Origin of the sequence: Albimonas pacifica, from assembly GCF_900113695.1 — a bacterium.
Lineage (GTDB): Bacteria > Pseudomonadota > Alphaproteobacteria > Rhodobacterales > Rhodobacteraceae > Albimonas > Albimonas pacifica.
On the sequence record NZ_FOQH01000013.1, the window covers coordinates 17012 to 37821 of the forward strand.

The following is a 20810-nucleotide window of genomic DNA, read 5'->3' on the forward strand; positions in this document are numbered from 1 at the left end:
GTCTCCTCAGCGCACGCGGCCGGGAGCGCCGCCGCCGAGGCGGGCTTCCAGGGCCGTCTTCAGAACCAGGGTGACCAGCGCCAGCAGCGCCAGCAGGGAGGCCACGGCGAAGGCGGCCTGGAAGTTGTATTCGTTGTAGAGGATCTCGACATGCAGCGGCATGGTGTTGGTCATGCCCCGGATGTGGCCCGAGACGACCGAGACCGCCCCGAACTCCCCCATCGCGCGCGCATTGCACAGGAGCACGCCGTAGAGCAGGCCCCACTTCACGTTGGGCAGCGTCACCCGCAGGAAGGTCCGCCAGCCGGAGGCGCCCAGCGACAGGGCCGCCTCCTCCTCCGTTGTGCCCTGGGCCTGCATCAGCGGGATCAGCTCGCGCGCGACGAAGGGCACGGTGACGAAGACGGTGGCGAGCACGATGCCCGGAACCGCGAACAGCACCTGCACCCCGTGCGCGCTCAGCCACGGCCCGATCGCCGAGCCCGCCCCGAACAGCAGCACATAGATCAGCCCCGCGATCACCGGCGAGACCGAGAACGGCAGGTCGATCAGCGAGATCAGGAAGGCCTTGCCCCGGAACTCGTGCTTCGCCGCCGCCCAGGCCGCCGCCAGCCCGAAGACGCAGTTCAGCGGCACCGCGATCACGGCGACCAGCAGGGTCAGGCGGATCGCCGAGAGGGCGTCCGGCTCGACCAGCGCCGCCGCCCAGGCCCCGAAGCCAGCCGACAGCGCCTGCGCGAAGACCGCGGCCAGGGGCGCCAGCAGGAACAGGGCGAGGAACAGGAGCGAGGCCGCGATCAGCCCCGCGCGCACGCCCGGCGTCTCGGACGTGCAGTCGCGCGACGCGCCGGCGGCAGGAAGCCCGGGGAAGAACAGGGTGCGGGCGATGTCAACCATGACCGTATCTCCGACGGCTCCACGCCTGGAGCGAGTTGATCGCCAGCAGCATCGCGAAGGAGATCGCGAGCATCACCGCGGCGATGGCGGTGGCGGCGGCGTAGTTGAACTCTTCCAGCCGGATCACGATCAGCAGGGGCGCGATCTCGGACCGGTAGGGCAGGTTGCCGGCGATGAAGATGACCGAGCCGTATTCCCCCACGCCCCGCGCGAAGGCGAGCGCGAAGCCGGTCAGCAGCGCGGGCGAGAGCGAGGGCGCCAGCACCCGGAACACGGTCCGCGCGCGGGAGGCGCCGAGCGTGGCCGAGGCCTCCTCGATCTCGCGCTCGATCTCCTCCATCACCGGCTGCACGGTGCGCACCACGAAGGGCAGGCCGACGAAGACCAGGGCCACGACGATGCCCAGCGGCGTCCAGGCGATCTTCAGTCCCAGCGCCGCCAGCGGCCCGCCGATCCAGCCGTCCGGCGCATAGAGCGCGGTCAGCGCGATGCCCGCGACCGCGGTCGGCAGGGCGAAGGGCAGGTCCACCGCCGCGTCCAGCAGCGGCCGGCCGGGAAAGCGGTAGCGGACCAGCACCCAGGCGACGAGCGCGCCGAAGACCACGTTCAGCGCCGCCGCCGCGAAGGCGCAGCCGAAGCTGACCTTCAGCGCCGCAAGCGTGCGCTCGTCGGTCGCCAGGCGCAGGAATTCCGCCCAGCCCAGGTCCGCCGTGCGCCAGACCACGCCCGAGAGCGGGATCAGCACCACCAGAGACAGGTAAAGGATCGTGAAGCCCAGCGTCAGCCCGAAGCCCGGGATGACGCTGGGCCGCCGGAGTGCAGGCAGCGCCAGCGCCATGGCTCAGTTCCCCGGCCGGTAGAGACGGTCGAAGACGCCGCCGTCGGAGAAATGCGTCGCCTGCGCCTCGCTCCAGGAGCCGAAGACGTCCTCGACCCGCACGCGCTCGACGTCCGGGAACAGGCGCATGTGCTCGGGGTCCGCCAGCTCCGGCTTGGCGGGGCGGTAGTGGTGCCTGGCCGCCAGCTTCTGGCCGGTCTCGGAATAGAGGAAGTCGAGATAGGCCTGCGCCGTCCGCGTGGTTCCGTTCGCCTCGGCGTTGGCGGGGACCAGGGCCACGGGCGGCTCGGCCAGGATCGAGATCGAGGGGACCACGATCTCGAACGCGTCCTCGCCCAGTTCGTCGAGCGAGAGATACGCCTCGTTCTCCCAGGCCAGCAGCACGTCGCCGATGCCCCGCTGGGTGAAGGTCAGGGTCGAGCCCCGCGCGCCCGTGTCCAGCACCGGCACGTTGCGGTAGAGCGCGCCGACATAGGCCTCGATCTTCGCCGCGTCGCCGGCGAATTCCTTCTGCGCCCAGATCCACGCGGCGAGGTAGTTCCACCGCGCCCCGCCCGAGGTCTTGGGGTTCGGGGTGATCACAGCCACGTCCTCGCGCGCGAGATCGTCCCAGTCGGCGATCTCCTTCGGGTTCCCCTTCCGCACCAGGAACACGATGGTCGAGGTGTAGGGGCTGGAGGCGTCGGGCAGGCGGCTCCGCCAGTCGGCGGGGATCTTGCCGGTCTTCTCGGCGATGGCGTCGATGTCCACCGAGATCGCCAGCGAGACCACGTCCGCCGGCAGCCCGTCGATCACCGAACGGGCCTGCTTGCCGGAGCCGCCGTGGGACATCCTGATCTCGACCTCTTCGCCGGTCTTATCCTTCCAGAAGGCGGCGAAGGCGGGGTTCACCTCGGCGTAGAGCTCGCGCGTGGGGTCGTAGCTGACGTTGAGCAGCGTGGTCTGCGCCATGGCCGGCGCAGCGCCCAGGGCAAGGGCGAAAGCCAGCGGACGGAGGGATCGGGTCAGGGCCATGGGGCGTCTCCTTGCGACTCGAAACACCTTAATCACTACCTAATTGGTAGAGATAAGCAAGAAGATAGTCGCGAAGGCCCCTCCGACGTCGCGCGCGCCTTGTCTCGGCGGCGGTTCCGGGCTATCGGAAACCCATCCGTTCCGGTCGAGGAAGCGCCGCTCCGGCGGCGTCGCAGCATGATCTCGCAGAAAGCCCAGTACGCGCTCCGCGCGCTGATCGAGCTGGCCAAGGCGCCGGCCGGCGAGGCGCGCCAGATCGGCGAGATCGCCGACGCCCAGGGCATTCCCAAGAAGTTCCTCGAGCAGATCCTGCTGGACCTCAAGCACCAGGGGATCGTGCTGAGCAAGCGCGGCAAGGCGGGCGGCTACCTGCTGCTGCGCCCGGCCGACAACATCTCGTTCGGGGAGGTGCTGCGCATCGTGGACGGGCCGCTGGCGCCGCTGCCCTGCCTGAGCCGCATCGCCTACCGCCGCTGCGACGGCTGCGCCGACGATTCCGCCTGCGAGATCCGGCGCGTCTTCGCGCGCGTCGCCGAGGCCAGCCGCGCCGTCCTCGACGCCGCCACCATCGCCGACGCGCTCGTCGACGACGGGATGCTGCGCCGCTCCGCCGGGGCCTGAGCCCCGGCGCCCGGCCTCAGCCGTGGTTGGCGAAGGAGACGGCCGAGAGCGCCGCCTCCTGCACCGCTTCGGCGAGCGTCGGGTGGGCGTGGATCGTGGCCGCGAGGTCGTCCAGCCGCAGCCCCGCCTCGATCGCCAGCGCCAGTTCGGGGATCGTCTCGGACGCCCCCGGCCCCACGATCTGCGCCCCCAGCAGCACCCGGTCGGAGGCGCGCGCGACCAGCCGCACGAAGCCCTCGGCCGCGTCCAGCGTCAGGGCCCGGCCGTTGGCGCGCAACGAGAATTCGGCGACCTGCGCCTCGCCCCGGGCGCGGGCCTCCTCGGGCGAGAGGCCGACGGCGGCGATCTCGGGGTCGGTGAAGCACACCGCGGGGATCGCCACGCGGTCCCAGGCGGCGGCGCGCCCGGCCGCGACCTCGGCCGCGAGCTCCCCCTGCGCCATGGCGCGGTGGGCGAGCATCGGACCCGGCGTCACGTCGCCGATGGCGTAGACCCCGCGCATCGAGGTGCGGCAGCGATCGTCGATCTCGATGAACGGGCCCTGGCGGCGCAGCGACAGCTCCTCCAGCCCCAGGCCGTCGGTCATCGGGGTGCGGCCGGCGGCGACGAGGATGGCGTCGGCCTCCAGCGTCTCGGTCGTCTCGCCGGCGGCGATCTCCAGCCGGCCCTCGAACGGGTCGCAGCCGGTCACGCGGGCGCCCAGGCGCAGCGAGACGCCCAGCGCCTCCAGCCGGCGGCGCACGGGGCGGGTCAGGCGCTCGTCCCAGGCGGGGAGGATGGCCTCGGCCGCCTCGACCACCGTGACCGCGGAGCCCAGCTTGGCGAAGGCCGTGCCGATCTCGAGCCCGATGTAGCCCGCGCCGACCACCGCCAGCCGCTCCGGCGGCTCGGGCAGGGCCAGGGCGCCGGCGCTGTCGAGCACCTTGCCCCCGAAGGGCAGGCCCGGCAGCTCGGTCGGGCGGGCGCCGGTGGCGATCACGATCTGCTCGGCGCGGATGCGCCGGGCGCCGGTTTCGCCCTCTACCTCCACGGTCTTGCCGTCGAGAAACCGGGCGCGGCCCTGCAGGGTCTTCACCCCGCTCTTCTCCATCAGCCCGCCGACGCCCGAGCGCAGGCGGGAGACGACCGAGCCCATCCACTCCCGGCTCTCGGCGAACTCCAGCCGGGGTTCGGCGACATGGACGCCGTGGCGCCCGCCGCGGGCCTGCTCGCGGGCGGCGTGGAAGGTCTCGGCCACGTGGATCAGCGCCTTGGAGGGGATGCAGCCGATGTTGAGGCAGGTCCCGCCCAGGGGCCCCGCCTCGACCAGCATCACGTCGACGCCCAGGCGTGCGGCGCGCGAGGCGCAGACGTAGCCGCCCGGGCCGCCGCCGATGACCAGGAGGGCGCAGGTCAGGTCGGTCATGGCGCGTCTCCTGCGTCCGCGTCGATGAAGATCTCGGCCGGGGTCTCCAGCAGCGCCTTGAGGTCGGCCACGAAGGCCGCCGCCGCCCAGCCGTCGACCACCCGGTGATCGAAGGAGCACGACAGGTTCATCATCCGCCGCGGCACGAAGCCGGACCCGTCCCAGGCGGGGCGCACGGCGATGCGGTTGACGCCGACGATGGCGACCTCGGGGTGGTTGACGATGGGGGTGGTGGCGATGGCCCCCAGCGGCCCCAGCGAGGTGACGGTGAGGGTCGAGCCGCTCAGGTCCTCGGGCGCCGCGCGTTTCTCGCGCGCGGCCTCCGACAGGCGGCGGATGGCGCGGGCGAGCTGCCACAGGCCCTGCGCCTCTGCGTGGCGCAGGACGGGGACCATCAGGCCCTGGTCGGTCTGGGTGGCGATGCCCGCGTGCAGGGCGGCGTGGCGGCTGACCACGCCCGCCTCGTCGTCGTAGCGGGCGTTGACCCCGGGATGGTCCTGGATGGCGCGGGCGAGCGCCCGCAGCAGGAACGGCAGCAGGGTCAGCTTGCCGCGCGTGGCGGCATGGCGGCGGTTGAGCGCCTCGCGCAGGGTCTCCAGCGCCTCGACGTCGACCTCCTCGACGATGGAGAAATGCGGGATGCGCGACTTGGCGAGCGCCATGCGCTCGGCGATGCGCCGGCGCACGCCGACGACGCGGACCTCCTCGACCTCCGGCCGGGGGGCGAGGCCGCCGGGCGCGGGCGCGGCGGGGCCGTGGGAGATGAAGGCGTCGAGGTCCTCGTGCAGGATCCGCCCGGCGGGGCCGGAGCCGCGCACCTGGCGCAGGTCCACCCCCGCCTCCCGCGCCCGCCCGCGCACCGAGGGCGCGGCGAGGGGCTTTCCGGTGGCGCCGCGTGCGGGGGCGCCCCCCGCCGCGGGAGCGGGCTTGCGGGGCGGTGGGGCGGGCTTCGCGGCGGCTTTCTCCGCGGCGGGCTCGGGGTCGGGCTTCGGGGCGGGACCCTCCGCCGGCTTCGGCTCGGCCTCGGGCGCGGGCTCGGCGGGGGCGTCGTCGGAGAGTTCCGCGTTGGGATCGGTCTCGATCCGCACCAGGTCGGCGCCCACGGCCAGCACGTCGCCCGGCGCGCCGCCCAGCCAGGCGATGCGGCCGGCGACGGGGCTGGGGATCTCGACGGTGGCCTTGTCGGTGGTGACCTCGGCCAGCAGCTGGTCCTCGGCCACCAGCTCGCCCTGCTTGACGAGCCAGGCCGAGAGCTCGGCCTCGGCGATGCCCTCGCCGATGTCGGGCATGCGGATGGTGCGCAGGGTCATGGCTCAGCCCTCCATCACGGTCTGGATGGCGCGGGCGACGCGGGCGGGGCCGGGGAAATAATCCCACTCCTGCGCATGGGGATAGGGCGTGTCCCAGCCCGCCACCCGCAGGATCGGCGCCTCGAGCGCATAGAAGCACTCGGCCTGCACCAGCGCCGCGACCTCGGCCCCGAAGCCGGAGGTCAGCGTCGCCTCGTGCAGCACGATGCAGCGGCCGGTCTTCGCGACCGAGGCCGTCACCGTCTCGAGGTCCAGCGGCAGCAGGGTGCGCAGGTCGATCACCTCGACGTCGGCGCCGCTCTCCTCCACCGCCGCCAGCGCCACGTGCACCATCGTGCCGTAGGCGAGCAGGGTGGCGTCGGCCCCCTCGCGCACCACGCGGGCCTTGCCCAGCGGGATCTCGTAGCGGCCCTCGGCGACCTCCCCGGCCTCGATCCGGTTCCAGGCGACGGAGGGGCGGTCGAAATGCCCGTCGAAGGGGCCGTTGTAGAGCCGCTTGGGCTCGAGGAAGATCACCGGGTCGGGGTCGGCGATCGCGGCCAGCAGCAGGCCCTTGGCGTCGGAGGGGTTGGAGGGGACCACGGTCTTCAGCCCCGCGACATGGGTGAAAAGGGCCTCGGGGCTCTGGGAATGGGTCTGGCCGCCGAAGATGCCGCCGCCGGTGGGCATGCGGATCACCAGCGGGCAGGTGAACTCCCCCGCCGAGCGGTAGCGCAGGCGCGCCGCCTCGGAGACGATCTGGTCGTAGCCGGGGTACATGTAGTCGGCGAACTGGATCTCGACGACCGGCTTCAGCCCGTAGGCGGCCATGCCGACGGCGGTGCCCACGATGCCCAGCTCGGAGATCGGGGTGTCGAAGCAGCGCGAGGGGCCGAAGCGTTTCTGCAGCCCGGCGGTGCAGCGGAAGACGCCGCCGAAATAGCCCACGTCCTCGCCCATCACGACCACGTCGGGGTCGTCCTCCATGGCGATGGCGTGGGCGTCGCGGATCGCCTCGATCATGGTCATGCGGGGCATCAGAAGCCGACCTCGTGGCGCTGGCGGATCAGGTGGGGGGGCATTTCGGCGAAGACGTCCTCGAACATCTCGCGGGGCGAGGGGCGCTCGCCGGAGTGGAGGGTGCCGATGGCCTCCGCCTCCTTCTGGGCGGCGACGACCTCGTCCAGCGCCTCGGCCTCGGCCTGCACGTGACGCTCCTCGGTCCATTCGCCGATGGCGATCAGGTGGGCTTTCAGGCGCAGGATCGGGTCGCCCAGCGGCCAGGCCTTGCCTTCCTCCTTCGGGCGATAGGCCGACGGGTCGTCGGAGGTGGAGTGGCCGCCCGCGCGGTAGGTCACGAACTCGATCAGCGTGGGGCCGAGGTCGGCGCGCGCCCGCTCCACCGCCCAGGCGCCGGCGGCGTGGACGGCGAGGTAGTCGTTCCCGTCCACCCGCAGCGCCGGGATGCCGAAGCCGTGGGCGCGGGCGGCGAAGGTGCCGGCCCCGCCCCGCGCGATCCCCTGGAAGGTGGAGATGGCCCACTGGTTGTTGACGATGTTGAGGATCACCGGCGGCTTGTAGGTCGAGGCGAAGACCAGCGCGCCGTGGAAGTCCGACTCGGCCGTCGAGCCGTCGCCGATCCAGCCCACGGCCAGCTTGCGCTCGCCCCGGATGGCGGCCGCCATCGCCCAGCCCACCGCCTGCACGTACTGCGTGGCGAGGTTGCCGGAGATCGAGAAGAACCCGTGCTCGCGGGCCGTGTACATCACCGGCAGCTGGCGGCCCCGCATCGGGTCGGCGGCATTGGAGAAGACCTGGTTCATCATCTTCACCAGCGGATAGCCCGCCGCCACCAGCAGCCCCGCCTGGCGATAGGTGGGGAAGTTCATGTCCCCCGCCCGCAGCGCCCGCTGGAAGGCGCAGGAGACCGCCTCCTCGCCGAGATGCTGCATGTAGAAGCTGGTCTTGCCCTGGCGCTGGGCGGTCAGCATCCGCGCATCGTAGGCGCGCAGGGTCAGCATGTGGCGCAGCCCCTCGCGGAGCTGGTCGGGGGTCAGGCTCCCGGCCCAGGGGCCCACCGCCTCGCCGTCGCGGTTCAGCACCCGCACGATCGAGAAGGCGAGGTCGCGCATCTCCTCGGGGTTCTCGCCCGGGTCGGGGCGGCGCACGGCGCCGGCCCGCGGGATCGCCACGTGGCTGAAGTCGGGATCGTCGCCGGGCCGGATCGCCGGGGCGGGGACGTGAAGTCGGGGCGGGACCTCGTCAGGCATAGGCAGCCTCCAGGCTGAGGTCGACCAGGCGGTCGACGCGGTCCGGGACGGCGCGGGCGCGGCGGGGGTCGCTCTCGCCCGTCGCCAGGACCTGCATATAGGTCCCGCAGCGGCGCCGGTCGAGGCGAGGGCCCGCTCGGGCGACGCGCCTGCAGCGCGTGGGGCGAGGCCGGGGGCCTGCCGTCGCGAAGGGGTCTGACCTGCGGATCCGTGCCTGCATCTGCGCCTCCCGTCCCCGGCAGATTAGGCGGGCGTCCGCGGCATGTCCTTTCGAAATCGGCTGGAAATCGGCGGGAACCCGGCAGATCCTTTCTCCAATCGCGCTTGTCGAAGCAGGAGATTCCAGTGACCGCAGAGCCCGCCGCCCTCGACCGTCTCGACCGCCGAATCCTCGCGGCGCTGGCCGCAGACGGACGGATGTCGAACGCCCAGCTCGCCCAGACCGTGGGCCTCTCGCCCAGTCCCTGCTGGCAGCGGGTGCGGCGGCTGGAGGCGGCGGGGGTGATCGCGGGCTACCGCGCGATCCTCGACCAGGAGCGGCTGGGCGCGGCCGAGGTGGTGCTGGTCGAGGTGATCCTCGACCGCCACGACGACGCCGCGCTGGAGCGCTTCGGGCGCGAGATGCTGGAGATGCCGGAGGTGCTGGAGGTCCACCTGACCAGCGGCGAATACGACTACCTCGTCAAGGTCGCCGTGGACGGCACCCGCGGCTACGAGCGCTTCCTGCGCGAGAAGCTGTTCCGGGTGCCGGGCATCCGCCATTCGCGCTCCAGCTTCGTGCTGCGCACGCTGAAGGACGTGCAGGCCTACCTGCCCCCGGCCGAAGGCGCCTAGCGCGAGGACCGGGGCGGGGTCTCGACGTCCCGCCGCCCGCGCGGCGGCGGGATCCGCCGCCCTCGCGACGCGGGCGAGGTTTCGTTTCGCCTCAGCGGCCTGGCGGGGGGCGGGGCGTCGGCCGGCTTGCCGGGGGAGCGCCCGGGCTCTATCTCGCCGGAACGACCGGGCCCCCTGCGCAGGGGGCCCCGACCCTCCTCCAGCCAGCGGAGAGACGCGTGCCCGCCAGACCCGAGCTCAGCCACCAGGGACAGGTTCACGAGCAGCGCCCCTGGCAGGCCTGGGGGACATGGATCCTGCGCGCGCTGGGGCTGGTCGCGGCGGGGGCGGTCTACTGGGGGCTCGGGGGGTCCGAGGGCCTCTCGCCCGACGCGCGCATCGTCGCCGCCGTCGCCGCCCTGATGGCGGTGTGGTGGATGACCGAGGCGGTCCCGCTCGCCGCCACCGCGCTGATCCCCATCGTGCTGTTCCCCGCCCTGACCGGGCAGACGGTGCGCGAGACCACGTCGGCCTACGCCAACCCCATCGTGTTCCTGTTCCTGGGCGGCTTCCTGATCGCCATCGCCATGGAGAAATGGAACCTCCACCGGCGCATGGCGCTGAAGACCATCGCCCGCGTCGGCGTCCAGCCCCGGCGGATCGTCCTGGGGATCATGATCTCCTCGGCCTTCCTGTCGATGTGGGTCTCCAACACCGCGACGGCGCTGATGATGCTGCCGATCGGCATGTCGATCCTGGCGCTGTTCACCTCCGGTGGCGACCGCGCCGCGGCGCGGCAGGCCGATCCCACCGGCGGCGAGCCGATCACGCAGGCGGTGGACGATCCGAACGTCGCCGCCTTCGGGGTGTGCCTGATGCTGGGCATCGCCTGGTCGGCCTCGATCGGGGGCGTGGGCACGCTGCTGGGCAGCCCCCCCAACGCCATCGTGGCGGGCTACGCCGCCGACACGCTGGGCGCGCCGATCTCGTTCTTCCAGTGGATGATGGTCGGCCTGCCGCTGGCGTCGGTCTTCGTGCTGCTGGCCTGGTGGCTGATGACCCGCCTCGTCTACCGCTTCGACCTGCCCGAGATCCCCGGCGGCCGGCGGATGATCGAGCGCGAGATCGAGGCGCTGGGCCCGATGTCCCAGGGGGAGAAGATGGTGCTCGGCGTCTTCGCCGCCGCCGCCTTCCTGTGGATCGTGCCGGGGCTGGTCTCGAACATCGGCGCCGTGGCGCGGGCGGCCCCCTGGCTGGGGAGCTTCGACGACACCGTGATCGCCATCCTCGCCGGCCTCGTGCTGTTCATCCTGCCGGGGCAGGGACGCGGGCGGATGGTGCTGACCTGGCACGATGCCGAGGACGGCCTGCCCTGGGGCGTGCTGCTGCTGTTCGGCGGCGGGCTGGCGCTGGCCTCGGCGGTTGGGGCCTCGGGGCTCGACGACTGGTTCGGCGCGCAGGTCGAGGGGCTGGGCGCGCTGCCCAGCATCCTGCTGGTCGCCGCGGTCGTCGCGATCATCCTGTTCCTGACCGAGGTCACCTCGAACACCGCCACCGCCGCGACCTTCGTGCCGATCCTGGGCGGCGTCGCCACGGGCATCGGCGTGGACGAGATGATGCTCGTCGTGCCCGCGGCGCTCGCGGCCACCTGCGCCTTCATGCTGCCGGTGGGCACGCCGCCCAACGCCATCGTCTTCGGCTCGGGCGCGGTGACCATCGGCCAGATGGCCCGCGGCGGCGCGCTCCTGAACGTGATGGGCGTGGGGCTGATCACCCTGGTGATCTACCTGCTGGGCGGCCTCGCCTTCGGCATCGCGTTCTGAGCGCGCGCCCCGCGCGGCCTCCGCCCTCCTCCCGCCCCGCCGGGCGCGTCGCCGCCTCGGCCCCGGTCGCCTTCACCGTCGACGGCGTCGCCCAGGCCGTCGAGGCCGACGCTCGTCCGAGCCTGCTCGACGCCCTGCGCGAGACGCCGAAGCCGACCGGACCGAAGAAGGGCTGCGGCTACGCCAGTGCGGGGCCCGCTCCGTCGCGGTCAACGGGCGGCGGATCGACGCCTGCCTCAGCCTCGCCGTGATGCCCGGGGGCGACGAGATCCAGACCGTCGAGGGCCTAGGCGATCCCGACGACCTCGACCCCATGCAGGCCGCTTTCGTCGCGCATGACGGCCGCCAGTGCGGCGACGGCACGCCGGGCCACCTGACCGACGTGCACAGCACGGGCCTCGACGCCATCGAGGGCATGCCCGACGGCGGCCTGCGCATCGGCGCCATGGTGCGCAGCGCCGACTTCGCCGCCCACGAGCGGGCGCCCCGGGACTGCCCGGCGCCGACCCGCGCGCTGGTCGCCGGCGCCTCGGGCCAGCTGCGCGACAAGGCCGCCTCCGAGGGCAACCTGCTGCAGCGCACCCGATGCCCTTGCTTCTTCGACGCCAACCAGCCCTGCAACACGCGCGGGCCCGGCTCCGGCTGCGGGCTCCTTGAGGGCGCCAGCCGACAGCTCGGCCTCGTGGGCGTCCCGCAGGCCTGCATCGCCACCCACCCCTCCGACATGGCCGTGGGCCCGCGGGCGCCGGGCGCGACCGTCGAGACGGTGACCGCCGAGGGCGAGGCGCGCGCCATCCCGCTCGCCGAGTTCCTCCGCCTGCCCGACGACACGCCCGAGGTCGAAACCGTGCCGGCGCCCGGCGAGTTCGTCGCCGCGGCGACGCCGCCCGCCCCCGCCGGCGGCCGGCAGGGCTGCCGCAAGGTGCGCGGCCGGGCCTCCTGCGCCTTCGCCGTGGTCTCGGTGGCGCTGGTGCGCCGGACCGACGGGACCGGCTAGGTCGCCGTCGGCGGCGTCGCCCCGCGCCCCTGAGCGATGGAGGAGGCGGCCGCCGCCCTCCCCCGGGGCGCGGCGGCGGTGGCGGCGGTCCTGTTCCGCGACGCGCAGCCCACCCATCGCCACGCTGTTCCGCGGCGCCGAGGTCCAGCGCCACCACCACCTCGTCGCCCTGGTGGTGGCGGAGACGTTCGAACAGGCCCGCGACGCCGCCCGCCCGATCCGCGTCGACTACGAGGTCGACGAGAGCGCGGCGATCGCCGAGCGGCGGGGCGCGCGCTCAGGCCAGCAGCTTGCCGGGGTTGAGGATCCCCGCGGGGTCCATGGCGGCCTTCAGGCGGCGCATCAGGGACATCTCGACCGGGTCCTTCAGACGGGCCATCTCGTGCATGCGCAGGCGGCCCACCCCATGCTCGGCGGTGATCGAGCCGTTCATCTCCGCCACCAGGTCGTGGACGATGCGGTTGATCGCCTGGGTCTCGGCCTTCCAGGCGGCGTCGGTCCAGTCCTCGGGGCGGATCGGGTTGTAGTGCAGGTTGCCGTCGCCCGCGTGCCCGAACGTGCAGGGGCGGAAGCCGGGGTAGACCGCCGCCAGCGCCGCGTCCGCCTTCGCCACGAACTCGGGGATGCGCGAGACGGGGACCGAGATGTCGTGCTTGATCCCGGCGCCGGCGCGCTGCTGCACCTCGGCCTGGTCCTCGCGGATCCGCCACAGCTTCTGCGCCTGGTCGAGCGAGGCGGGCAGCACCGCGTCCGTCGCGATCCCCCTCTCCAGCGCCTCGCCCAGCGCGGCCTCCAGCGCCTCGGCCATCTTGCCCTGCGGACCGGGGCCGTCGACCTGCAGCAGCACGCGCCACTCGGACCCCGGCATCGGGTCCTCGTGGCCCATGGTCTGCGCGGCGAGCGTGAAGCAGATCTCGTGCATCAGCTCGAAGGCGGTGACGGTCTCGCCCATAGCGGCCTTCATCAGCGCCAGCAGCTCGATGCCGGCCTCGGCGGAGGGGACGGCGACCAGCGCCACGGCCGAGTCCCTGGGCCTGGGGAACAGCTTCAGTGTGGCGGCGGTGATGATCCCCAGCGTGCCCTCGGCGCCCAGGAACACCTGCTTCATGTCGTAGCCGGCGTTGTCCTTGCGCAGCGACCGCAGCCCGTCCCAGATCTCGCCCTGGGCGGTGACCACCTCCAGCCCCAGCACCAGCGCCCGCGCATTGCCGTAGCGCAGCACCTGCACCCCGCCGGCGTTGGTCGAGAGGTTCCCGCCGATCCGGCAGGTCCCCTCGGCGGCCAGCGACAGGGGGAACAGGCGGTCGTGCCTCGCGGCCTCCTCCTGCACCGTCTGCAGGATCACGCCCGCCTCGACGGTCATCGAGTCGTTCAGGGGATCGACCTCGCGGATCCGGTTCATCCGGGCGAGCGACAGCACGATCTCCGAGCCGCCCATGTGCGGCTGCCCGCCTCCCGTCAGTCCGGTGTTGCCGGACTGGGGGACGATGGGCACGCGCGCCTCGGCGCAGATTCGCACGATGGCGGCGACCTCCGCGGTGCTCTCGGGGCGCAGGACGAGGGGGACCTCGCCCCGCCAGCCGTCGCGCCAGGCGACGAGGTGGGGGGCGATCTCGGCGGGGTCCTCCGCCACGCCCCTGGGGCCGACGGCGGCCTTGAGGCGGGCGAGGACCTCGGGCGGGACAGGGGCGGCGCCGGGCAGGGGATAGAGACGGTCGTCCATCGAAGTCCTTCAGATCTTGGCGAATTTCGCGAGCGCCTCGCGGAACGAGAGGCCGCGGACCATCTCCGCCATCGCGCGGGCGTCGTCGGCGGCATAGCCCGCGGCGAGCTCGGCGATCTCGGCCGCGCGGGCGGCCGGCAGGACCACCACCCCGGTGCCGTCGGCGACGATCACGTCGCCGGGGGAGACCGGGATGCCGGCGGCGACGACGGGCTCGTTGATCGCCTCCACCCTTATCCGGGTCTTGCCCGGCGTGGGGACCATATGGGCGGAGAACACCGGGAAGCCGAATTCCAGGATCTCCTCGCGGTCGCGCACGCCGCCGTCGACGATCAGGCCCTCGATCCCCTTCAGCCTGGCGGCGTAGGAGGCCATGCCGCCCCAGGTCGAGACCGGGGCGCCGCCGTTCGCCACCACGATCACGTCGCCGGGGCCGGCGGCGTCGATCATGTGGCCGACCTTGAAGTCCGCGACGGGGAAGGAGCCGGCCGGCCCGGTGACTTCGCGCGCGGTCACGGCCCGGCCGACGCAGCGCAGCCCGGGGCCGGCGGCATGCAGGCCCAGCATCACGCCGCCGGCGCCGGTCTCGTCGATGGCGTTGGCGAGCGTCGGGGTGGCGAGGGTGCGCAGGGTCGCGAGCACCTCGTCGGGAACGACTTCGGGCACGGGGGTCATCGGGCGGTCTCCAGGTCCAGGGCGGCGTCGATCAGGGCCTTTTCCTCGGCGTCGTGCCAGGCGTGCCAGCCGACGGCGGGGGAGGCGGCGGCGGGCCGCGAGACCAGCCGCGCGGCGCGGCCCGCCACCCGCTCGATGCGTCGGTCGAGCCAGGGGAAGGGGCCGAGGTTCTCGGGCTCCTCCTGGGCGAAGACCAGCTCGCCCCCGGCGCCGGAGAGCGCCTCCGCCAGCGCCCCGGCGGGGAAGGGGTGGAGCTGTTCGAGGCGCACGAGCGCGACCCGCCCCTCCAGCCCCCGCTCCGCCCGCGCCTTCGCCAGCAGCCAATAGAGCTTGCCGGAGCACAGGATCACGCGCTCGGCCTTGGCGGCGGGCTCGGCCAGCACCGGGGCGAAGCCGGTTCCGGGGGCGAAGTCCGCGGGCGCGGAGGTGCAGGCGGGCAGGCGCAGCAGCAGCTTGGGGGTGAACACGGCCAGCGGCTTGGGCGTGGGCAGCGCCATCTGGCGGCGCAGCAGGTGGAAGTATTGCGCGGGCGTCGAGGGGTTGGCCGCGATCAGGTTGGCCTTGGCGCAGCGGGCCAGCACCCGCTCGACATGGCCCGTCGAGTGGTCCGGCCCGCCGCCGTCCCAGCCATGCGGCAGCAGCAGCACCAGGCGCGAGGTCAGCAGCCAGCGGTCCTCGCCCCCCGTCAGGAACTGGTCGAACATCGGCTGGAAGACGTTGAGGAAGTCGCCGAACTGCGCCTCCCACACGTCGAGGCCCTCATAGGCGGTCGACAGCCCGTACTCGAAGCCCAGCGCCGCGTTCTCGATGAGGGGGGAGTTGAAGACCTCCGCCGCGCCGAATTGCGAGAGCGTGTCGTGGACCGCGCCGCTCTCCTGGTCGTGCAGGCGCATGTGGCGCTGGGCGAAGGTGCCGCGCACGGCGTCCTGGCCGGAGAAACGCAGGGGGCGGCCCTCGGACAACAGCGAGGCGAAGGCCAGCGCCTCGGCGAAGGCCCAGTCCACGGGGGCCTCGCCGCGGGCCATCCGGCGGCGCTTCGCCAGCACCTGCTGCACCTTGGGATGCAGGCGCGCCCCCGCAGGCGGCTGCGCCAGGGCGCGGGCGAGGCGCTGCATCTCCTCCAGATCCACGCCCGTGTCATGGTGGGCGAGCAGCGCGGCCTCGGCCCCCTCCGCCAGCCCCGGCGCCTCGGGGGCGTTGGGCGTGGCGGGGGGCGCGGCGAAGGCGGCGTCGAGATCGGCCTGCAGGGCCGAGAGGTCGGGGGCCGGCAGGCCGGCGGCGGCGGCATAGCGCTCCGACAAGGGCGGCAGGGCGTCGATGGCGACGTACATGCGCGGCTGGGTGAAGCGGGCCTCGTCCATCTCGTTGTGGCCGCGGCGGCGGTAGGCGACGAGGCGGACCACGACGTCCTCGCCCCAGCGCGCGCGCCAGCGGGCGGCGGCGCGGGCGGCGGTCAGGATCGCGTCGGGGTCGTCGCCGTCGACGTGCAGGATCGGCGTCTCGGTGATCTTGGCGACGTCGGCGGCGGTGCGCGAGGACCGCGCCTCGGCCCCGTCGGTGGTGAAGCCCACCTGGTTGTCGAGCAGCAGGTGCAGCGTGCCGCCGACCGAGTAGCCGGGCAGGCGGGAGAGCTGCAGCATCTCCATGTTCACGCCCTGGCCGGCGAGCGCCGCGTCGGTGTGCAGGATCATCGGCAGCACGTCGGGGCCGCGCCCCGCCCCCTCCGCCCGCGCCCGCCCCAGCGCCACGGGACCGACGATGGAGAGGTGGGAGGGATGCGGCGCCGTCCACACCTCCACCCCGTCCTCGCGCACGCCGTCGAAGCCCAGGTGGTAGGGCACGTCCGAGGCGGCGCCGAGCGTCGCGGGCAGGTCCGGGGCGCCGCGCAGCTCGGCCGCGATGCGCGCCAGCGGCTTGCCCAGGACCAGCGCCATCTGGGTGATCCGGCCGCGGTGCATCCCCCCCGCCACCACCCGCCGCGCGCCCGAGGCGCGGATCGCCTCGTCCATCAGCAGCACGAAGCCCTCGGCGCCCGAGAGGCCGAAGGTCTTGGTGGTCGGCAGGCGGCGCCGGACGTCGCCCTCCAGCCGCTCGGCCGCGGCGATCAGGTGCAGGGCGCGCAGGCGGTCGGGGCGGGTCGGGGCCTCGGCCGTCTCGGCCTCCGCCGCCAGCCAGTCGAAGCGCCCGGGGTCCTGGAGGTGGCCGAACTCCCAGCCGAGGCCGCCCGCGTAGATCGCGGCGAGCGCCGCGCGCAGGTCCTCGGGGCCCGGAAGGTCGAGGGGCGCCGGCCGCTCGGGCGCCGCCAGGCCGAGCGGATCGAGCCGCGCGGCCCGCCAGCCGTGGCGCCGCCAGGCCTCGCACAGCCGCTGGGCCGTGGGGTCCTGCGCCCAGGCCTCGCCTCCGGCGCTCGCCTCGTCGCGCATCGCTTGCCTCCCGGTTTCGGGGCCTTATGCTGGCCTTACCTGTCGGCCGAAAGACAATCACGCGGCCGGGCGCGGGTCAAACGACGATGACGCAAATGCGGGGAGGAGAACGGCGATGGCTGTGCAGGCCGGTGTCGAACGGGCGGGGCTGCGCCCGCGGGGGCGGGGATGCCCCGGGGCTCTGGGATGAGCGACGCGCTGCCCCTCAAGGGCCGCCTGGTGCTGGACCTCAGCCAGGGCATCGCGGGGCCGTCCTGCGGCATGGCGATGGCCGAGCTCGGCGCGCGGGTGATCAAGGTCGAGCCGCCCGCCGGCGACTGGATCCGCAACCTCGGCGTCGCCGCGGCGCCGGGCGCCACGGGCTTCTCGCTCTACTACAACCGCGGGAAGGAGAGCCTGACCCTCGACCTCAAGTCGAAGGCGGGGCTGGAGGCGGCCCTCAAGCTCGCCGCCCGGGCGGACCTGCTGATCGAAAGCGGGCGCCCCGGCGTGACCGAGAAGATGGGCCTGGGGTTCGAGGCGGTGCGCGCGCTGAACCCCGGCATCGTCTACCTGACCATCTCCGGATTCGGCCTGGTCGGTCCCCGGCGGGCCGAGCCGATGGTCGACACCTACGCCCAGGCCTTCACCGGCATGATGGCGATCACCCGCGACGCACAGGGCGAGCCGGTGCGCTCCGGCCAGCCGCTGATCGACGCGGTGACCGGGCTCTACGCGGCCCAGGCGGCGCTGGCGGCGCTGTTCCCGACGCAGGGTCCGCGCGAGGCGCGCCGGCTGGACGTCTCGCTGGTGCAGTCGGCGGCGGCGCTGATGGGGCCCAAGCTGCTGGAGTGGGAGATCACCGGCGGCCAGGTCCTGTCGATCAACCCGCCGGCGGGGATCTACATGGCCGCCGACCGCCACCTGGCGCTGACCCTGGTGCGGGAGACGGAGTGGGCCGGCATCTGCCGGGCGCTGGGCCGCGAGGCCTGGATCGAGGATCCCCGCTTCGCCTCCTTCGCCCTGCGCAACGCCAACTGGGACGTGCTGCGCGCCGAGATGGCGGCGATCTTCGCCACCGACACCGCAGATGCGTGGAGCGCGCGCCTGACCGCGCAGGGCATCCTCGCGCGGCCGGTCAACGACTTCTCCGACTGGCTGGCCGAGGCGCAGGTGCAGGCGATGAACGCGGCCCCGGTGATGGACCTGGGCGCGGTCAGCCTGCCCACGCCCCGCACGCCGTCGCGCCAGCCCTTCGCCGCGCCCGCGCCGGACGCCGGCGCGCACACCGCCCGCCTGTCGGAGGAGTTCGGGCTGGTGCTCGACTGACCTCGCCGGCCGGCATGGCGCATTGACATGTGCCCTACGGGTCCGGCCCGCGCCGGCGCCCGTGGGGCGCGCCGACCGACGCGCGCCGCGCGCCCCGGGCCCGACCCGGGGCCCCCCGCGGCCCGCCTTCCGCGCGCCCGGCGCCGCCCGGGCGCGCCCCTTCGCCAAGGAGCCCCCATGACCGACGCCGCCCCGCGCATCGACCCGCTGTCGCTTCGCCCCTGCGCCACCCGATGGTTCGAGGACTACGAGGTCGGCGAGGTGTTCTACATCCCCTCGCGCACCATGACCGACGCGCTTTTCTCGGCCTTCCAGCTCGCCTCGGGCGACAACCACCCGATCCATTACGACCGGCACTGGTGCCAGGCGCAGGGCCACCGCGAGCTGCTGGCCCACGGCTATCAGGTGGTGATCCAGACCTGCGCCGGCGCCGGCCAGCTCCCGCACATGATGGGCGACGCGCTGGTGGCGTTCCTCGAGCAGGGCTCGCGCTTTCTCGGCGCGGTCTATGCGGGCGACACGCTCTACCCGCAGCTCGAGATCTCCGAGCTGGTTCCCGGGCGCTCCACCGGCGTGATGACCTGCAAGGCCTCGGTCTGGAACCAGGACGGCAAGCTGGTGCTCGACGGGTTCCACAAGTACCTGCTGCGCAAGCGTCCCGCCTGACCCTGCGGCCCGTCGCGCCGGCGCGCGCCCCCCGAGACGCCCGCCCCCTGCGCGCCGCCCGCCCTGCGCCGCGGGCGGGGCCGCGCCGCGCGCGCATCGCCCGACGCGGCGCCTCCGACGGCGCCGCGGGGCGCCCCGCGCCGGCCTCCGATCCGCCTCGGAAACCGCGATTCGTCATTCCGGTATGTGCGCCGCGCAATGGCCGCAGGCCCCTCCGAAGCCGATACGAGGCGGTCATCAACCTGAAAGCGCGACAGAAAATCAGAGGCGACCCAGGCATCCCGGGGCCTGAATTCGAAACCGAGCCCCTCCTTGAACGGGTGATCTCTATTTTTCGAAAACAGGGTATTCACAAAGGCCCGGTTGCGGGCGATCATCCCCCATTCGCCTCAAGAGCGAAGCGCCGAAAGAAGGACGCCCGCGCAGACGGGCGCTAGGGAGGATCTCCAGATGCCGCCGACCCGCTCGTCCGGGACTTGTCCCGCCATGCGCCCGTCCCGCCCCGACCCCCGACCCCGCCGGCGCGGGCTCGCCCGCCTCGCGGCCGCTCTCGGCGCGGCCGTCCTGCTCGCCGCGCCCTTCGCCGCCGGCGCCCAGCAGAAGGGCGGCTCGATCACCGTGGGGCTCGAGACGGACGTCACCGGCTTCGACGCGGTCGCGGGCGGCGTGCTGGGCCAGACCGGCGAGATCGTGATGCGCACGATCCAGGAGCCGCTGCTCGACTTCGATCCCGACACCAAGGAGGTGAAGCCCCTGCTCGCCACCGCCTGGGAGGCGAACGAGGACCTCACCCAGTACACCTTCACCCTGCGCGAGGGCGTGAAGTTCCACGACGGGACCGAGTTCACCGCCGAGGACGTCGCCGCCCACTACAACCGCATCCTCGACCCCGAGCAGAAGTCGCGCTCGCGTTCCTTCATCTCGGTGATCCAGGGGGCCGAGGCGCTGGACCGCTACACGGTGCGCTTCACCCTGGCCCACCCCTGGGGCGCCTTCCTGCCCTATCTCGCCGCCACCTCGATGTCGGGGCCGATTCCCCCGCGCGCCCATGTCGAGGCGGGCGGGCAGAACCGGCATCCGATCGGCACCGGGCCGTTCGAGTTCGTCTCCTGGCTGGGCGGCGACCGGATCGTGGTCAAGCGGTTCGAGGACTACTGGGCGAAGGACGAGATCCACCTCGACGAGGTGGTGTTCCGGATTCTGCCCGACACCCAGACCCGCTTCGCCTCGCTGAAGTCGGGCGAGGTCGACGTGATCTGGACCGACCGCGGCCAGACCATCGTCAACGCCCAGAAGGACCCCGACATCGTCTCCCTGAAGACCGAGGGCGCGGGGGCCGAGATCATCCTGCTCAACGCGCGCAACGCCCCGCTCGACGACGTGCGGGTGCGCCAGGCGCTGGCCCACGCCTTCAACCAGCCCGCGGCGGTGAAGATCATCTGGCAGGACACCAAGCCCGTGGTCTCCAGCCCGATGGGCGACAGCCGGGACTGCGGCGAGGCGAAGCTGCGCGGCTACGATCCCAAGGCCGCCAAGGCGCTGGTCGAGGACTACGGCAAGCCGATCAGGCTGAGCATGGTCCACACCGCCACCCCGCGCGGCCGCGAGATCGGCGAGCTGATCCAGCAGATGTCCAAGGCCGTGGGCATCGAGGTCGAGCTGATCCCCGTCGACCAGGGCACGCTGATCAAGCGCACCTTCGGGCGGGAATTCGACATCGTCGGCTGGCGCATCGCCGACGCGGTGGACGTGGGCCCGCAGCTCTACGCGCTGGCGCGCTCCGACAGCTCCTACAATCTCACCGGCTACAGCTCGCCCGAGTTCGACGACCTCGCCCACCGGATGCGCACGGCGAAGGACGTCGACGAGCGGTTCGAGCTGCAGTGCGAGATCGTGGCCGAGATGAACGACCAGGCCACGATGCTCTACTGGGGCGGGGGCGCCTTCTACGCCTTCACCACCCCGCGGGTGAAGGGCGTGCCGCCGCCCTACCGGGGCGCGGTGGACGTCACCCGCGCCTGGGTCGAGGAATGACCGCGCCGCGGGAG

General features: G+C 73.4%; 17 protein-coding genes. 7 read left to right on the forward strand and 10 right to left on the reverse strand.

Annotation, left to right across the window (positions count from 1 at the left end; all coding sequences use genetic code 11):
- Positions 1–6: 6 nt before the first annotated feature.
- From cysW to BM064_RS23280, 3 genes are read right to left on the reverse strand one after another with little or no spacing between them, the layout of a single operon-like run.
- Positions 7–897: a sulfate ABC transporter permease subunit CysW gene (gene cysW, locus BM064_RS23270; protein ID WP_092864769.1), complete on the reverse strand. Its 891-nt coding sequence runs from the start codon at positions 895–897 to the stop codon at positions 7–9.
- The gene (gene cysT / locus BM064_RS23275) at positions 890–1735 is read right to left on the reverse strand and encodes a sulfate ABC transporter permease subunit CysT (RefSeq protein WP_092864773.1); all 846 of its coding nucleotides are present in this window, start codon (positions 1733–1735) and stop codon (positions 890–892) included. Before cysT ends, cysW begins: the two co-directional genes overlap by 8 nt.
- Positions 1736–1738: 3 nt before the next feature.
- Entirely contained in the window at positions 1739–2749 is a 1011-nt protein-coding gene (locus tag BM064_RS23280; protein ID WP_092864776.1) for a sulfate ABC transporter substrate-binding protein, read from the reverse strand.
- A gap of 177 nt (positions 2750–2926) precedes the next feature.
- Between BM064_RS23280 and BM064_RS23285 the strand changes: the two genes are divergently transcribed.
- On the forward strand, positions 2927–3370 hold the full coding sequence (locus tag BM064_RS23285) for an RrF2 family transcriptional regulator (protein ID WP_092864779.1): 444 nt from the start codon (positions 2927–2929) through the stop codon (positions 3368–3370).
- Between the two features lie 16 nt (positions 3371–3386).
- Here BM064_RS23285 and lpdA read toward each other — a convergent pair whose 3' ends face one another.
- From lpdA to BM064_RS23305, 4 genes are read right to left on the reverse strand one after another with little or no spacing between them, the layout of a single operon-like run.
- Positions 3387–4775: a dihydrolipoyl dehydrogenase gene (lpdA, locus tag BM064_RS23290; protein WP_092864782.1), complete on the reverse strand. Its 1389-nt coding sequence runs from the start codon at positions 4773–4775 to the stop codon at positions 3387–3389.
- Positions 4772–6085: a dihydrolipoamide acetyltransferase family protein gene (locus tag BM064_RS23295; RefSeq protein ID WP_092864785.1), complete on the reverse strand. Its 1314-nt coding sequence runs from the start codon at positions 6083–6085 to the stop codon at positions 4772–4774. Before BM064_RS23295 ends, lpdA begins: the two co-directional genes overlap by 4 nt.
- 3 nt (positions 6086–6088) lie before the next feature.
- Positions 6089–7102 carry an alpha-ketoacid dehydrogenase subunit beta gene (locus BM064_RS23300; RefSeq protein WP_092864788.1) on the reverse strand — a complete coding sequence of 338 codons (1014 nt, stop codon included), beginning with the start codon at positions 7100–7102 and terminating at the stop codon, positions 6089–6091.
- Entirely contained in the window at positions 7102–8334 is a 1233-nt protein-coding gene (locus tag BM064_RS23305) for a thiamine pyrophosphate-dependent enzyme (protein WP_092864791.1), read from the reverse strand. The genes BM064_RS23300 and BM064_RS23305 overlap by 1 nt, the downstream gene beginning before the upstream one ends.
- A gap of 345 nt (positions 8335–8679) precedes the next feature.
- Here BM064_RS23305 and BM064_RS23310 point away from each other — a divergent pair, with 345 nt between their 5' ends.
- From BM064_RS23310 to BM064_RS23320, 3 genes are all read left to right on the forward strand, one after another.
- Positions 8680–9168, forward strand: coding sequence for an Lrp/AsnC family transcriptional regulator (locus BM064_RS23310; protein WP_245779264.1), 489 nt, complete (start codon positions 8680–8682; stop codon positions 9166–9168).
- A 218-nt stretch (positions 9169–9386) separates the two neighbouring features.
- Positions 9387–10970, forward strand: a complete 1584-nt coding sequence (locus BM064_RS23315) for an SLC13 family permease (RefSeq protein WP_092864794.1) — start codon at positions 9387–9389, stop codon at positions 10968–10970.
- A gap of 250 nt (positions 10971–11220) precedes the next feature.
- Positions 11221–11967 (forward strand): FAD binding domain-containing protein, encoded by a 747-nt coding sequence (locus BM064_RS23320; RefSeq protein WP_092864797.1) that lies wholly within the window; start codon positions 11221–11223, stop codon positions 11965–11967.
- Between the two features lie 277 nt (positions 11968–12244).
- On the opposite strand, the gene BM064_RS23330 is transcribed toward BM064_RS23320, so the two are convergent.
- From BM064_RS23330 to BM064_RS23340, 3 genes are read right to left on the reverse strand one after another with little or no spacing between them, the layout of a single operon-like run.
- Complete coding sequence (locus BM064_RS23330; RefSeq protein WP_092864800.1) at positions 12245–13690, reverse strand: FAD-binding oxidoreductase; 1446 nt, start codon at positions 13688–13690, stop codon at positions 12245–12247.
- A gap of 9 nt (positions 13691–13699) precedes the next feature.
- Complete coding sequence (locus BM064_RS23335) at positions 13700–14365, reverse strand: RraA family protein (protein WP_092864803.1); 666 nt, start codon at positions 14363–14365, stop codon at positions 13700–13702.
- Positions 14362–16788 (reverse strand): thiamine pyrophosphate-dependent enzyme, encoded by a 2427-nt coding sequence (locus BM064_RS23340; protein WP_092864806.1) that lies wholly within the window; start codon positions 16786–16788, stop codon positions 14362–14364. The genes BM064_RS23335 and BM064_RS23340 overlap by 4 nt, the downstream gene beginning before the upstream one ends.
- 186 nt (positions 16789–16974) lie before the next feature.
- Here BM064_RS23340 and BM064_RS23345 point away from each other — a divergent pair, with 186 nt between their 5' ends.
- From BM064_RS23345 to BM064_RS23355, 3 genes are all read left to right on the forward strand, one after another.
- Positions 16975–18096 carry a CaiB/BaiF CoA transferase family protein gene (locus BM064_RS23345; protein ID WP_177236380.1) on the forward strand — a complete coding sequence of 374 codons (1122 nt, stop codon included), beginning with the start codon at positions 16975–16977 and terminating at the stop codon, positions 18094–18096.
- Positions 18097–18273: 177 nt separating this feature from the next.
- Positions 18274–18762 carry a MaoC family dehydratase gene (locus BM064_RS23350; protein WP_092864812.1) on the forward strand — a complete coding sequence of 163 codons (489 nt, stop codon included), beginning with the start codon at positions 18274–18276 and terminating at the stop codon, positions 18760–18762.
- 486 nt (positions 18763–19248) lie between these two features.
- Positions 19249–20796, forward strand: coding sequence for an ABC transporter substrate-binding protein (locus BM064_RS23355; protein ID WP_143103433.1), 1548 nt, complete (start codon positions 19249–19251; stop codon positions 20794–20796).
- The last annotated feature ends 14 nt before the right edge of the window (positions 20797–20810 follow it).